12 protein-coding genes are annotated in these 13,865 nt (G+C 72.0%); 7 read left to right on the forward strand and 5 right to left on the reverse strand.

The window, feature by feature from the left end; translation table 11 throughout:
* Window positions 1–3: 3 nt before the first annotated feature.
* The 4 genes from NV263_RS30135 to NV263_RS30150 all read right to left on the reverse strand — a co-directional run bounded on the left by NV263_RS30135 (window position 4) and on the right by NV263_RS30150 (window position 3,901).
* Window positions 4–945 (reverse strand): ABC transporter ATP-binding protein, encoded by a 942-nt coding sequence (locus NV263_RS30135; RefSeq protein WP_263250203.1) that lies wholly within the window; start codon window positions 943–945, stop codon window positions 4–6.
* A 160-nt stretch (window positions 946–1,105) separates the two neighbouring features.
* Entirely contained in the window at window positions 1,106–1,906 is an 801-nt protein-coding gene (locus NV263_RS30140; RefSeq protein ID WP_263250204.1) for an HAD family hydrolase, read from the reverse strand.
* A 51-nt stretch (window positions 1,907–1,957) separates the two neighbouring features.
* Window positions 1,958–2,614 (reverse strand): response regulator, encoded by a 657-nt coding sequence (locus NV263_RS30145; RefSeq protein WP_263250205.1) that lies wholly within the window; start codon window positions 2,612–2,614, stop codon window positions 1,958–1,960.
* Between the two features lie 36 nt (window positions 2,615–2,650).
* The gene (locus NV263_RS30150) at window positions 2,651–3,901 is read right to left on the reverse strand and encodes a sensor histidine kinase (protein WP_263250206.1); all 1,251 of its coding nucleotides are present in this window, start codon (window positions 3,899–3,901) and stop codon (window positions 2,651–2,653) included.
* 111 nt (window positions 3,902–4,012) lie between these two features.
* On the opposite strand from NV263_RS30150, the gene NV263_RS30155 reads away from it, so the two are divergent.
* The 7 genes from NV263_RS30155 to NV263_RS30185 all read left to right on the forward strand — a co-directional run bounded on the left by NV263_RS30155 (window position 4,013) and on the right by NV263_RS30185 (window position 12,907).
* Window positions 4,013–5,587 (forward strand): dynamin family protein, encoded by a 1,575-nt coding sequence (locus NV263_RS30155; protein WP_263250207.1) that lies wholly within the window; start codon window positions 4,013–4,015, stop codon window positions 5,585–5,587.
* A 28-nt stretch (window positions 5,588–5,615) separates the two neighbouring features.
* Window positions 5,616–6,068: a nucleotide exchange factor GrpE gene (locus NV263_RS30160; protein WP_425571198.1), complete on the forward strand. Its 453-nt coding sequence runs from the start codon at window positions 5,616–5,618 to the stop codon at window positions 6,066–6,068.
* 13 nt (window positions 6,069–6,081) lie between these two features.
* Window positions 6,082–7,941, forward strand: a complete 1,860-nt coding sequence (locus NV263_RS30165; protein WP_263250209.1) for a dynamin family protein — start codon at window positions 6,082–6,084, stop codon at window positions 7,939–7,941.
* Between the two features lie 100 nt (window positions 7,942–8,041).
* Window positions 8,042–8,773 carry a DUF6802 family protein gene (locus tag NV263_RS30170; protein ID WP_263250210.1) on the forward strand — a complete coding sequence of 244 codons (732 nt, stop codon included), beginning with the start codon at window positions 8,042–8,044 and terminating at the stop codon, window positions 8,771–8,773.
* 379 nt (window positions 8,774–9,152) lie between these two features.
* A complete protein-coding gene (locus tag NV263_RS30175) occupies window positions 9,153–10,970 on the forward strand; it encodes a phosphoenolpyruvate carboxykinase (GTP) (RefSeq protein ID WP_263250211.1) in 1,818 nt (605 codons plus the stop codon).
* Window positions 10,971–11,260: 290 nt separating this feature from the next.
* Window positions 11,261–11,443, forward strand: a complete 183-nt coding sequence (locus tag NV263_RS30180; RefSeq protein ID WP_263250212.1) for a hypothetical protein — start codon at window positions 11,261–11,263, stop codon at window positions 11,441–11,443.
* A 228-nt stretch (window positions 11,444–11,671) separates the two neighbouring features.
* Entirely contained in the window at window positions 11,672–12,907 is a 1,236-nt protein-coding gene (locus NV263_RS30185) for an ROK family transcriptional regulator (protein ID WP_263250213.1), read from the forward strand.
* Window positions 12,908–12,942: 35 nt separating this feature from the next.
* Here the strand turns inward: NV263_RS30185 and NV263_RS30190 are convergent, their stop codons facing one another.
* Window positions 12,943–13,794, reverse strand: a complete 852-nt coding sequence (locus NV263_RS30190; protein ID WP_263250214.1) for an SGNH/GDSL hydrolase family protein — start codon at window positions 13,792–13,794, stop codon at window positions 12,943–12,945.
* Between the last annotated feature and the right edge of the window lie 71 nt (window positions 13,795–13,865).

The following is a 13,865-nucleotide window of genomic DNA, read 5'->3' on the forward strand; positions in this document are numbered from 1 at the left end:
GGTTCACCTCCCCACCGAAGTCGGTTCGGCCGCGCCGTTGCCGAGCGCGGTGTGGTATTCGACTGCCTGACTGGTCAGCTGCATGAAGGCGTCTTCCAACGAGCCCCGTTGCGGGGTGAGTTCGTGCAGGACGACGCCGTTCTGGGCGGCGAGTTCGCCGACCTGGTCGGTCGTGGCGTCGTCGATGACAAGGGTGTTCGGTTCGGATTCCTGGGCGCGCAACCCGCGCTGCGCGAGGAGCTGCCGCAACTGCTGCGCCTGCGGGGAGCGGACCAGCACGGACCGGCTGCCCGCCCCGTTGACGAACTCCTCGGTGCTGCACTGCGCGATCAGCTGACCGCGGCCGATCACCACGAGTTCCTCGGCGGTCAGCGACATCTCGGACAGCAGGTGGCTGGAGACGAAGACGGTCCGGCCCTCGGCCGCCAGGCCCTGCATGAACCGGCGGATCCAGTGGATGCCCTCCGGGTCGAGCCCGTTCACCGGCTCGTCGAACAGCAGGATCTGCGGATCTCCCAGCAGTGCCGCGGCGATCCCGAGCCGCTGCGACATGCCGAGCGAGAAGCCACCCGCCCTGCGCCCGGCGACGTCGGACAGCCCGACCATCCCGAGCACCTGGTCCACCCGGCTCGCGGCGATGCCGTTGGACTTGGCCAGCCAGCGCAGGTGGGAACGCGCGGAACGGTTGGGGTGCACCCACTTCGCGTCGAGCAGGGCGCCCACGGTCCGCAGCGGGTGCTTGAGCTCGTGGTACGGCTTGCCGTCGATGAGCACCTGCCCGGACGTCGGCCGGTCCAGGCCGAGCATCATCCGCATGGTGGTCGACTTGCCCGCGCCGTTCGGTCCGAGGAATCCGGTGACGTGGCCGGGTTTCACGGTGAACGACAGGTCGTTCACCGCCACCTTAGGCCCGTAGCGTTTGGTGAGGCCGTGCGCCTCGATCATGATCACTCCTGTGCCGCGAAGACCTCTCGCCGACCCGGACCGGGCCGACGGATCCAGGCTGCCCGCGCGCGGCGTGCTCCGGCATCGGACCGCGGTCTGGACTTCGGGTCAGACCCAGGTATGACGGTGCCCCGACGGCCCTCCGGGAAGCCCCGGGGCCTCAGCGGAACCAGCGGTCCAGCGCGGTGGCCAGGCCGTCCTCGGCGACGGGACCGGTGACCTCGTCGGCGGCGGCGCGCACGATCTCGGGCGCCTGCCCCATGGCGACGCCGTGCGCCGCCCACCGCAACATCTGGACGTCGTTGTCGCCGTCCCCCGCGGCGAAGGTGTCCTCGGCGGGAATCCCCTGCTCAGCGCGGATCTTCTCCAGCACGGCACCCTTGGTGACGCCGCGCGGCACCACGGTCACCCACGGCTCGTAGTGGTCGATGGTGAAGGTGCAACCGGGCAGTGCCGCGCCGTCCAGCACGGCCAGGACCTCCGCCGGGTCGTGCTCGTCCCAGCTGGCGATCAGCCGCGGCACCGGCTCGGCGGCCAGTTCGTCGAGGCTGGCCAGCTGCTGCGGTCCGTGCAGCTGGTGTTCGCGGAACTTGCTGGTGACGAGACTTCCGGTGCCGATCTGCTCGACGGCGAAACTCGCGCCGGGCAGCCGGGTGGTGAGCTCGGCCACCACCGGCGCCGGGTCGAAGGTCTGCACCGACAGCACCTCGCGGGTGGCCGCGTCGGCCACCACCGCACCGTTGGAGCACAGCGCGACACCGCTGGTCAGCCCGAGTTCGTCCAGGATCGGGGCGGTGCCGAGCACGCTGCGCCCGGTGGCGACGACCACCTGCGCGCCGGCGTCGACGGCGCGCCGCACGGCGGATCGGACCACATCGGACACGGTCTGGGTGGCGGGGTCGAGCAGCGTCCCGTCGACGTCCAGCGCCACCAGTCGGGGCTTCCACGCGGTGTCGGACACCTTCGCAGGGTAGGCGCGTCGGAGCGGGTTGTGGCGGGCGCGAGGCGCAGCTCACGCCTCACCGGGCTTGACGAGCCCGGTCTCGTAGGCGAGCACGACCGCCTGGACCCGGTCCCGCAGGTCCAGTTTGGACAGGATGCGCCCCAGATGGGTCTTCACCGTCGCCTCGGACAGGAACAGCCGCTCCGCGATCTCGGAGTTGGACAGGCCCTTGGCCACCAGCACCAGGACCTCCCGCTCCCGCCCGGTGAGCACGTCGAGCACCGACGGGTCGCGCAGCTGGCCGCCGGAGCCGCCGAGGAAGCGGTCGAGCAGCCGCTTGGTCACGCTGGGCGAGACGACCGCGTCGCCGCTGGCCACCGCCCGCACCGCGGAGACCAGGTCCTCCGGCGGGGTGTCCTTGAGCAGGAAGCCGCTGGCCCCGCCGCGCAGCGCCGCCAGCGCGTACTCGTCGAGGTCGAACGTGGTCATGACCAGCACTTTCGCACTCTGCGCCGCGGCGATGCGGCGGGTCGCCTCGACGCCGTCGAGCACGGGCATCCGGATGTCCATCAGCACCACGTCCGGGCGCAGGCTCGCGGTGAGCTCGACGGCCTCGGCACCGTTGCCCGCCTCGCCGACGACGTCCAGGTCGTCCTGCGCATCGAGCACCATGCGGAACCCCATGCGCATGAGTTCCTGGTCGTCCACCAGCAGCACGGAAACCATGGCCGACAAGTCTGGCAGAGCGGTGCGCCGAGTCCGCTACCGCGCGCGTGTGCGCTCCCTCGCAACGCCGGATTCCCCGTGGTCGGCCGCGGTGTCGACCGCCCGGTCGAGGGGTAGCTCGGCGTGTACGCACCACCCGCCGCCTTCGCGCGGCCCGGCGCGCAGGTCGCCGCCGTAGATGGCGGCGCGTTCCCGCATGCCGATCAGCCCGTTGCCGCCCGAGGCCAGCTCGGGCGTTCGCGCGGTGCCACCGTCGTCGACGACGTCCAGCACGACGCGCCGACCGTCGTGCACGGCGCGCACCGAGGCGGCGGTGCCGGGCCCGCCGTGCTTGAGGCTGTTGGTCAGCGACTCCTGGACGATGCGGTAGACGCTGAGCCCGATCCCGGTGGGCAGCGCGGCGAAGTCGCCGGTGACCTCCAGCGCCACGTCCAGCCCCAGGCTGCGGACCCGGTCCACCAGGTCCACCAGTCCGGTCGCGGTCGGCTGCGGCGCCCGCACGTCGTCCTCGCCCGGGTTGCGCAGCACCGAGAGCAGGCCGCGGAGCTCGTTGAGCGCGTCGCGCCCGGTGGAGCCGATCGCACCGAGCGCCCGCTCGGCGAGTTCGGGTTTGCGGTGCAGCGCGTACCGCGCCCCGTCCGCCTGCGTGACCATGACGCTGATCGAGTGCGCCAGCACGTCGTGGATCTCCCGGGCGATGCGGTTGCGCTCCTCGGCGACCGCGATCCGCGCCTGCTGGTCGCGCTCGAACTCCAGGCTGCGCAGGCGTTGCTCGACGGCGGAGTGGTACGCCCGGCGGGCGCCCACGAACTCGCCCAGCACCCAGCAGAAACCGGCCACCACCACGTAGAAGGCCAGCAGGAACCCGAGCACCACCGGCAATTCCTCGAACGGCCGCCCGCTGCCGAACACCCGGGACGCGAAGAGCAGCCCGACCAGCGCGGAGTAGAGCAGGGCGGCCCGCCGCCCGACGTCGGCGACCAGCGTGTAGATCATGAAGCACGGCGCGAGCAGCGCGAGCGAGGAATCGACGTCCGGGTGCACCAACGACAGCGCCAACCCGGCCAGCGCCACGTAGGCCGACCAGACCGGCCAGCGCCGCCGCACGGCCAGCGGCCCGGCCAGCAGCAGGCCGACGACCACCGACGTGACCACCGACCACCACCCCGGGTCCGGGCGGTGGGTCTCCCCGGTGGCCTGCCCGAGGTGCGACAGCAGCACGAACGCGGCGATCGCGCTGTCCCCGACCAGCGGGTGGGCGCGCAACCAGAGGCTGAAACTCCGCACTCCAAGAGGTTAGGGACGGGACCGCACCGGCCGCGTCATTCCACGGGCGGGATTCCGCGTCAGACCCGGGTCGTACGTCGCGGGCCCGAGCGGACCGGACGGCGTGGCAGGATGGACGCGCCCAGCAGGTCCGAGGAGTTCGAAAGGGCGGCGGTGAGCGCTGCGACGGAGCACCAGCACTGGCCGGGACCGCTGTCCGCCGCCGTCGCCCGGCTGTGCACCGGGCTGCGACCGCAGGTCTGCGAGCGCACCGCCGCCGGCTTCGACGAGGTGCTGCGGAGGTTGTCGGCACCGCTGCAGGTCGCGGTGGCCGGACGGATCAAGTCCGGGAAGTCCACACTGGTCAACGCGCTGATCGGGCGGCGGGTCGCACCGACCGACGTGGGCGAGTGCACCCGGCTGGTCACGCGCTTCCAGTACGGCACCGTGGACCGGGTCGAGGTGGTCTTCGACGACGGCGGCAGGCAGGCGCTGCCATTCGACGCCGACGGGGCCATCCCGGCCGACCTGGGCGTGGACGTGGACAAGGTCTCGCACCTGGAGGCGTACCTGACCAACGCCGTGCTGCGCGACCTCACGGTCATCGACACCCCGGGCCTGGGTTCGCTGGACGCCGCGTCGGTGGCCCGCACCGAGGAACTGCTCGGGATGGACGACGACGGGGAGCTGGACCCGGTCTCGCGCAGCGCGGTGGCGGGCGCCGAGGCGGTGCTCTACGTGGTCACCCAGGGTGTGCGCGCCGACGACGAGCAGGCGCTCGCGGCGTTCACCGCCGCGACGGCCGGACGCGAGGCGGGCCCGGTGAACGCGATCGCGGTGCTGAACAAGGCGGACACGATCGAACCCGACTCGGTGGCGGGCGCCGACGGCGACGTGTGGCGGGCCGCGTCCGCGCTGGCCGAGAAGCAGGCCGGGCTGCTGCGACCGCGGGTGGCCGACGTGCTCCCGGTGATCGGGCTGCTCGCCGAGACCGCCGAGACCGGCGGGTTCACCTCGGCGGACGCCGAGGCGCTGCGCGCGCTGGCGCGGTTGGACGCGACCACCCGGGAGACGCTGCTGCTGTCCGCCGACCTGTTCACCGGGTGGGAGTGCGAGGTCCCGGTCGGGACGCGGAACCGGTTGCTGGAGCGGATGGACCTGTTCGGCGTCCGGTGCGCGCTGGAGGCGATCGACGGCGAACCGGAGATCACCGCGGGCGAGTTGCGCCGCAGGTTGCTCGACGCGTCGGGGCTGGCCGCGGTGCTGAACCGGCTCGAAGGGGTGTTCCGGGCGCGGGCGGACGGCATCAAGGCCGCCGCCGCGCTCGCCTCGGTCACCGCGCTCGCGCACGCCTCCGGCGATCACGGCGAGCGGCAGCGGGTGCACGACGCGATCGAGGTGCTGCTGGCCCGCCCGGAGGCGCACCAGATGCGCGTGCTGGAGGCGTTGACGCTGGTGGCCTCGGGCGCGGTGGTGCTGCCGGACGACCTGGCCGAGGAGGTCGTGCGGGTCGGCGGTGGCACGGACGTCGCCGAGCAGCTGGGCCTGCCGGGACGCCCGCGGACCGAGCTCGCCGACTACGCGCTGGAACGCGCGAGCTGGTGGCGGTCGTTCTCGTCGTTCGGCGCGACCCCGGCGCAGAGCCGCATCGCGCACGTGGTGCACCGGGCCTACTTCCTGATCTGGCAGCAGCTGCGGTCGGGGTGATGACGCGGTGTGGCGGAAGCGCGCGAAGATTTCACCCGAAGGTGGAACCGAGGCGCCGTCGGGGACGTCCGAGCGGTCAGCGGGGCCGGACGCGGACCCGGACACCGACGCCGAGCAGGGGACAGACATGACCGCCGTGACGAGTGACCCCCGCACCGATCCGCTCAGCCGCGCGCTCGCCGAACGGGCGGAGCTGATCCGGCTGTGCCTGTACGCGCTGGACCGCGCCCGCAGCTCGGGCGTGGTGGAACGGCTGGTCGAGGGGCTCGACGGCGTCGGGGTCGCCGCGCTGCGCCCGGACGGGGAGCGGTTCGACCCGGCGCACCACGAGGCGGGCGGCACCGTGCCCACCGACGACCCGCAGCTGGACGGTGTGATCGCCGAGACCGAGGTGGTCGGCTTCGCCGACCGCGACCGGCTGCTGCGCGCGCCGATCGTCACGGTGTACCAGTCGCGTCCCGAGCCGCCCCGGCCGAGATGAGGGAGGAGCGTCGATGACCACTCCGGCGTCCGGAATCGCGGTGGCCGCGGGCCTGCCGCAACAGGTGAAGCAGACCCGGGACAAGCTGCTCGCGCTGCTCCGCGAAGCCGATTCCGCCGCCGCCGAGTGGGTCGACCAGGTGCGCCGCAGCCGCCCGAAGACCCCCGGCGTCGTGGTGGTCGGCGAGACGAACCGGGGCAAGAGCTCCCTGGTCAACGCCCTGCTGGGCCAGCCCGGACTGTCCCCTGTGGACGCCGATGTGGCGACCGCGACGTACCTGCGGTTCGAGCGCGGTTCGGAGTGGGCGGCCTACGCGTGCTACCCGGGCAAGCAGGACCCGGTGCGCTTCGACCTCGCCGAGCTGCCCGACTGGACCAAGGCCGGCGGGCAGCTGCCGGAAGGCGCGCTGCCACCGCGCTACGTCCGCGTCGAGGCACCGCTCGACGAGCTCTCCCGGGTGACCGTTGTGGACACTCCGGGCGTCGGCGGACTGCGGACCGTGCACGGCGAGCTGGCGCTGGAGGCGGCGGCAGCGGCGACCGCGCTGCTGTTCGTCGTCGACGCCTCGGCCCCGTTCACCCGCGGCGAGCTGGACTTCCTGCACAAAGCCGCGGAACGGGTGGAGACCGTGGTGTTCGCGCTGGCCAAGACCGACCAGCACCGCGGCTGGCGGCAGGTCCTGGAGGAGGACCGCAGGCTGCTCGCGGCGCACGCGCCGCGCTTCGCCGACGCGCCGATCCACCCGGTGTCGGCCCGCATGCAGGACCTCGCGGCCACCGCGCCGAGCGAGCAGGCCGCCGAGCTGCTCCGGCAGAAGTCCGGGATCGCCGAGCTGCGCGCCGAGCTGGAACGGCTGATCGGCGGCCGGTCGGCGATGCTCGGCGAGGCCAACACGATGCGCGCGCTGTCCACAGTGCTCGGTGAGCTGACCGCGAAGCTGGAGTCCGAGAAGCGGGCGCTGACCGTCGGCGAGGACGAGGCGGAGGCGCTGCGCCGCCGCCGCGACGAACTGCACGCGGCGCGCCGGTCGTCGACCCGCGGCTGGCAGGTCCGGTTGCGCGGCGAGATCCAGCGCACCCGCGTCGAGTCCAGCCACGAGGTCACCCGCCAGGTGCGCGAGGTGCAGAACTGGTTCCGCCGCGAGATCGACACCGCCGACCGGCACCGCCTGCCCGAACTGCCGCAGCAGGTCGACATCGCGCTGCAGATGGCGTCGTCGCGGGTCTCGGCGATGCTGTCGGCGCGGCTGGCGGCGGTGGCCGAGCAGTCGTTGGCGGAGCTGTTCTCCGCCGAGGAGCTGGACGTGATCCGCTCGCAGTTCGCGCGCGGCGTGCAGGCACCGGTCGCGCTGCGCCCGCCGGACCGCCGGCCGCCGACCGCGGAGGACAAGCTGCTGGTGTTCATGGGCGTTTCCGGTGGTCTCGGCGTGGGACGCGCGGCGGCGATGCCGCTGGCCGGGCTGGGGATCGCCGCGCTGAACCCGGTCGTGCTCCCGGTGACGATCGTGCTCGGGCTCGGAGCCGGCTGGTGGATGGCGCGGATCCGCAAGCACGCCGCGGACAAGCAGCACATGAAGCAGTGGCTCACCGAGGCCATCGCGGACGCCCGGTCGACCCTCGACCAGCTGGTCTCGGAACAGCTCATCGAGGCCGAACAGCAGCTGTCGCTGGCCCTCGACGACGCCCTGACCCGGCGCATCGAGGCGATCGAGGGCGAACTCCGGGAGGTCGACAAGGCCCTGAAGATGGACGCCGCCGAACGCAGCCGCCAGCTCCAGGAGGTCAACCGCCACCTCGCCGAGGCCACGTCCGGCCGCGAACGGGCCGAACACCTGCTCGGCGCCATCCGCGGCCTCCGCGACGGCACCGACTGACGCGCGGCAACACCAACGGCCCTGCAAACCGGGAACCGGTGACCTCTACCCTGCGTCCTAGTTACGGACCGGAGCTGACCGGCGGCTGAGGGGTGGCGACGTGTACATCGAGGACCAGGGTGCGGGCGACGGCGACATCAAGATCACCGTCGAGGGCGAGGAGTACACCGCCGAGGCCAACTACGACCTGGACCACGACGGTGTGGACGACACGGTCGCGGTGATGACCGACGACGGCTTCGTCGCCTACATCGACGAGAACCACGACGGTGTCGCGGACGTGACGCAGACCGTGAACGGCGACGGAGAAGTGGTCAGCCAGGCGCGGTTCGACCCCGCCACCGGGCAGTGGCACGGCGAGCAGCCCGAGCAGCACCCGCAGGCCGGTCCGCCGGACGACCACGGCGGGCAGCAGATGGTCATCGACGCGCCGGACGGGCAGCACCCGGTCGGCCCGGCCACCGAGGACACCGACGGCGACGGCCGCCCGGACACCGCGGTCGTGCCGACCGACCACGGAACCATGCTGGTCACCGACTTCGATGGCGACGGCTCGGCGGACCAGGTCGTGGAAGTCACCGATACCGGTGATGTCACGGTCCGGCACCACGCCCCGGACGGGCAGTGGGAGGTCGTGCAGCAGGGCAAGGTCGGCCAGGACGGGAACTTCCAGCCCAATCCGCCGGCCGGGCCGTCCGGGGCCGCCGACGACAAGGTCTGGACCGATGACCGCGCGTGGTCGTTCGACCGGCCCGCGCCGCACGACCCGGCGCCGGCGCAGCAGGCCGCCGACACCCGGCCGCGACCGGATTCGGACGTGCTCTGGAGCTGACGCAACCCGCGGAACCCGCCCGGGCGAACGACTTCGCCGGGCGGGTTTTTCGTCGCCCGGACGCGGTGCGCCGCGCGATGTCGTTCGCGCGAGCGGTCCGGTTCGCCGGAAAATCTGGGACCAGACGTTCGGAACGCGGCGAGATTTTCGTCCAGACCATTGAAAAGATCCGTACTGAATCGATTCCCTTATCGTTCTTGTGAGAGAACCGACAACCCTGATCTCCATTGGGCGCGGTCAACGCCGTTAGCCTCGTTGCATCCCTTTCCAATCCACTCGGCCTCCGGGCCGGGCGGAGCATTCCCTTGAAACGCCGACGGCGGCGTCGCCGTCGGTGAACGAATCCGGGCTGTGGCGCCCAGTCAGGAGACACGACGCGATGACCGCACTGACCATCCCCGGTCTCGACCAGGCACCGACCACGCACGAACGGCTGCTCGCGTGGGTCCGCGAGGTAGCCGAGCTCACCACCCCTGACCAGGTCGTATGGTGCGATGGTTCGCAGGAGGAATGGACGCGGCTGACTGATCGCCTGGTCGAGGCGGGCACCTTCACCCGGCTGACCGACAAGCCCAACTCCTTCCACGCGGCCTCGGACCCGAGCGACGTGGCACGGGTCGAGGAGCGGACCTTCATCTGCTCGCGGGAGAAGAAAGACGCCGGGGTCACCAACAACTGGATGGACCCCGCCGAGATGAAGGCGACCATGACGGAGCTCTACCGGGGCTGCATGCGTGGTCGCACGATGTACGTCATTCCGTTCTGCATGGGCCCGCTGGACGCCGATCCGCCGAAGCTCGGCGTGGAGATCACCGACTCCGAGTACGTCGTGGTGTCGATGCACATCATGACGCGGATGGGCCCCCGGGTCCTGGAGCGGTTGGGCGAGGACGGCGACTTCGTGCCCGCGCTGCACTCCGTCGGTGCTCCGCTGGAACCGGGCCAGCAGGACGTCCCGTGGCCGTGCAACGACATCAAGTACATCACCCACTTCCCCGAGGAGCGGATGATCTGGAGCTTCGGCTCCGGCTACGGCGGCAACGCGCTGCTGGGCAAGAAGTGCTACTCGCTGCGGATCGCCTCGGCGATGGCCCGCGACGAGGGCTGGCTCGCCGAGCACATGCTGATCCTCAAGCTGATCTCCCCGGAGAACCAGGTCTACTACGTCGCCGCGGCGTTCCCGTCGGCGTGCGGCAAGACGAACCTGGCGATGCTGCAGCCGACCATCCCGGGCTGGAAGGTCGAGACGCTGGGTGACGACATCGCGTGGATGCGGTTCGGCGAGGACGGCCGGCTGTACGCGGTGAACCCGGAGGCCGGGTTCTTCGGCGTCGCGCCGGGCACCAACTGGAAGACCAACCCGAACGCGATGCGCACCATCGAGCAGGGCAACTCCATCTTCACCAACGTCGCGCTCACCGACGACGGCGACGTCTGGTGGGAAGGCATGGAGGGCGAGCCCGAGCACCTGACCGACTGGAAGGGCAACGACTGGACGCCCGCGTCGGACGTCCCCTCCGCGCACCCGAACTCGCGCTACTGCACGCCGATGTCGCAGTGCCCGATCCTGGCGCCGGAGTGGGACGACCCGAAGGGCGTGCCGATCTCGGCGATCCTGTTCGGCGGCCGCCGCAAGACCACGGTCCCGCTGGTGAACGAGGCTTTCGACTGGCAGCACGGCGTGTTCATGGGCGCCACGCTGTCGTCGGAGAAGACCGCCGCCGCGGCGGGCAAGGTCGGCGAGGTGCGCCGCGACCCGATGGCCATGCTGCCGTTCATCGGCTACAACGTCGGCGACTACTTCCAGCACTGGGTCAACGTGGGCAAGGAGGCCGACGCCTCGAAGCTGCCGCGGATCTTCTACGTCAACTGGTTCCGCCGCGACGACGCCGGCGAGAAGATCGTGTGGCCGGGCTTCGGCGAGAACTCCCGGGTGCTGAAGTGGATCATCGAGCGGATCGAGGGCCGGGCCGCGGCCGCCGAGACGGCGATCGGCCGGGTGCCCACCGCGGACGACATCGACCTGTCCGGTCTCGACACCCCGCACCAGGACGTCGAGCAGGCCCTCAAGGTCGACGTCGAGGAGTGGAAGGCCGAGATCCCGCTGATCGAGGAGTGGTTCGACACGATCGGTGAGGCGCTGCCGAGCTCGATGAAGGACGAGCTCGCGGCCCTCAAGCAGCGACTCGGTTACTGAACCGAGTGACACTCGGACGGGTGGAGTTCCAGGCGCGCCGTGGGAAGCCCCGGATTCCACCCGTCCCGAGTGGATCAGCGCTAAACGTGCGCATTCGTGCGGTGTTTCCCCAGAAGACGCGAAGCTCTTTCGGGGAAACACCGTTTTGTCGATCTGGACATGAGCAGTCACCCCCGCGCCGGGATGTCCGGAAAAGAATTCGCCGACGACGCGCAACCCGGCGGACACTGGCCGCGTCCCACCGGTAACGCCGAAACCCGGCGGGTACCGGTCAGCCGAGGAGGTGCGTCATGGCTGATCTGGCGATGCTGGCCCTGTCCCTCGTGGCGGTCGTCGCGGTGTTCGTCGCGCTGCGCAACGAGGACGACGGGAGCGGGGAGAAGAACTCCGACAAGGGGGAGTCGGGCAGAGCCCGGTCATCGCAGCGAGACTCAGGCGTTCTGGGGGTGAGCGGGAGGCCGCAGCTGCGCTGAACGACCAAGAACCACCTGGCACGGGCGGTGCGGGGTCCTCCCCGCACCGCCCGTTCTCCGTTTCCCGCCCTGGTCCACAGAGGACGCCGCTGCACTCGGCTCCCGCCGGCTCCCCGAGCGGAGCCTTGCGCCGGACCTGAGACCCGCATAACACTCTTGGGCGCGTTTCGTTCCATTCGATGGATGAAGTCGAATCGTCGCGCTTCTCGCGCGGCACGAGGAGCGCCGATGGCGAGGGAGTCCTGGCAGGGCACCAATCTGCCGCGGGTGGGTGGGTTCAACAGGGCGGTCGTGCTGGACACGATCCGGCAGCACGGCGAGGTCAGCAGGGTCGAACTCGCGCGCCGGACCGGGCTGACCGCGCAGACCATGTCCAACATCGTCCGCGCGCTGATGGCCGACGGGCTGGTCACCGAGAACGGCCACGCGCCCTCCAACGGCGGCAAGCGCCGCGTGCTGCTCAAGGTCGTTCCCGACGCGTACTCGTCGGTCGGCCTGCACCTCGACCCCGAGCGGATCACCGGCGTCCTGCTGGACCTGGCAGGCGGGGTGCGGCTGCGCAGCCACCGCCGGGTGCCCGCCGGTGCCACGCCGTCCGCGGTGGTCGGCGGCCTGACCCGCACCTTCCACCAGCTCGTCCGGCGCTCCGGCGTGGACACCGCGCGGGTCCTGGGCGTCGGGCTCGCGGTGCCCGGTCCGCTCGACGCGGCGCACCGCGCCGTCCTGGAGCCGCCGAACCTCGACGGCTGGCCGGACGTCGCGCTCGCCGACGTCCTGGAGGAGCGCGCCGGGATCCCGGTCGTCATGGACAACGACGCGACCGCCGCGGCCATCGGTGAGCGCTGGGCGGGCGGCGCCGAGCGGGCCGGGTCGTTCGTCTACGTCTACCTCGGGTCCGGGGTCGGCATCGGCGTCGTGCTGGGCGACCAGGTGCATCGCGGTGTCAGCAACAACGCGGGCGAGATCGGGCACGTGCACAGCGGTGGCGGCCGCGCGTGCCACTGCGGTCGCCGCGCGTGCCACTGCGGTCGCCGCGGGTGCCTGGAGGCGTACTGCTCGACGCGCGCGATCGTCGCCGCGTGGCGCGACGCCGGGGCGACGCCGAAGGGCGAGTCGGTCGCCGACGCCTACGACGAGCTGTGCCGCCGCGCCGCCGACGGCGACACCGCGGCGGTGCGCGTGCTGCGCCAGGCCGCGACGCGCCTCGGCCAGTCACTCGCGTCGGTGGTCAGCGTGCTGGACGTGGACCGCGTGGTGCTCGGCGGCCCGGCGCTGCGCCACGTCGCCGAACTCGTCCGGGACCGGGTCGCGAAGGTGGTCCGGGACCAGGTGTGGGCGTCCCGCGTCCGGCCCGTCCACGTCCAGACCGCGCTCATCGGCGAGGACGCGGGTGCCGTCGGCGCGGCATCGCTGGTCCTGGACCACACCTACTCCCCACGCCTCACCACGTTGCTGGGGCCGTAGGAGCTGTTCCACGACGTGCTCCGCGCGACCGGTCGTCACGACTTCGAGGAGCCGACGGCGGTGGCCACGGCGCGGCCGAAGGCGTCCATGCCCGCGGCGTTCGGGTGCAGCGGCGCGGTGAAGCGGGACGGCACGACGCCCTCGATGTAGCGCTGGTGCGGTGGAGCGCACGCGTCGTGGCCGCGGCTGACCGGCGCGAGGTCGAGGAACTCGCCGCCGTGCGCGGTGGCCTCGCGCGAGAGCAGCGCGCTCAACCGGTCCACATTGGACTGGATGTAGGTCGCGTCGCGGGCCCACATCGGCTGGGTCGGGTAGCAACCGCTCGGGCGGATGTAGGTCGCGTACCCGACGACCAGGAGGCGGGCGTGCGGGGCGCGGCGCCGGATCTCGGCGAACGCCCGGCCCACCTGCGGACCGATCGCGTCGATGCGCTCGGCGAGCTGGTCGTGGCCGCCCGCGGTGAACCGGTCCCGGCACGACCGGCCCACCGGCTCGGGGAAGGCGTTGAGGCAGGACACCGCCGCGCCGACCAGGTCGACGTCGTTGCCGCCGATGGTGACGGTGACCAGGTCGGTGCGCTCCGACAGCGCGTTGAACTGCGGCGCCAGGAAGCCCCACTGGTGCCCGGCGAACGCCGCCAGCTTGGCGCCCGAGCAGGTCACGTCGGTGAGCCGGGCGCCGAGGAGTTGGGCCGCCACCCGCGGGTAGTTGGTGTTCGAGCGCAGGCAGACGATGTTCGGGTTCTGGCTGCCCACCAGCGGTCCGGCCGCCGCCGAGTCGCCCAGCGCCACGTACTCGGGAGCACCGGCGGCCTGTGCGGTCGGGGACAGCGCGGTGGCCGCGGCGAGTGCGGCGCCGAGCAGGGCGAAACGTCGACGGATTCCCACGCGGACCTCCTGCCAGGAGCGGATGTTCGGCCAACCCGATCTAGCACGGCCGAAACCACGTGGCCCGCGAA

Origin of the sequence: Saccharopolyspora rosea, from assembly GCF_025643595.1 — a bacterium.
GTDB classification, from domain to species: Bacteria; Actinomycetota; Actinomycetes; order Mycobacteriales; family Pseudonocardiaceae; genus Saccharopolyspora; species Saccharopolyspora rosea.

What these genes read in the sequence shown, in the direction of transcription:
- NV263_RS30145 (WP_263250205.1), bottom strand. Translation starts at nt 2,614, where the DNA reads ATGGTTTCCGTGCTGCTGGTGGACGACCAGGAACTCATGCGCATGGGG.
- NV263_RS30165 (WP_263250209.1), top strand. Translation starts at nt 6,082, where the DNA reads ATGACCACTCCGGCGTCCGGAATCGCGGTGGCCGCGGGCCTGCCGCAA.
- NV263_RS30175 (WP_263250211.1), top strand. Translation starts at nt 9,153, where the DNA reads ATGACCGCACTGACCATCCCCGGTCTCGACCAGGCACCGACCACGCAC.
- NV263_RS30180 (WP_263250212.1), top strand. Translation starts at nt 11,261, where the DNA reads ATGGCTGATCTGGCGATGCTGGCCCTGTCCCTCGTGGCGGTCGTCGCG.
- NV263_RS30185 (WP_263250213.1), top strand. Translation starts at nt 11,672, where the DNA reads ATGGCGAGGGAGTCCTGGCAGGGCACCAATCTGCCGCGGGTGGGTGGG.
- NV263_RS30135 (WP_263250203.1), bottom strand. Translation starts at nt 945, where the DNA reads ATGATCGAGGCGCACGGCCTCACCAAACGCTACGGGCCTAAGGTGGCG.
- NV263_RS30155 (WP_263250207.1), top strand. Translation starts at nt 4,013, where the DNA reads ATGGACGCGCCCAGCAGGTCCGAGGAGTTCGAAAGGGCGGCGGTGAGC.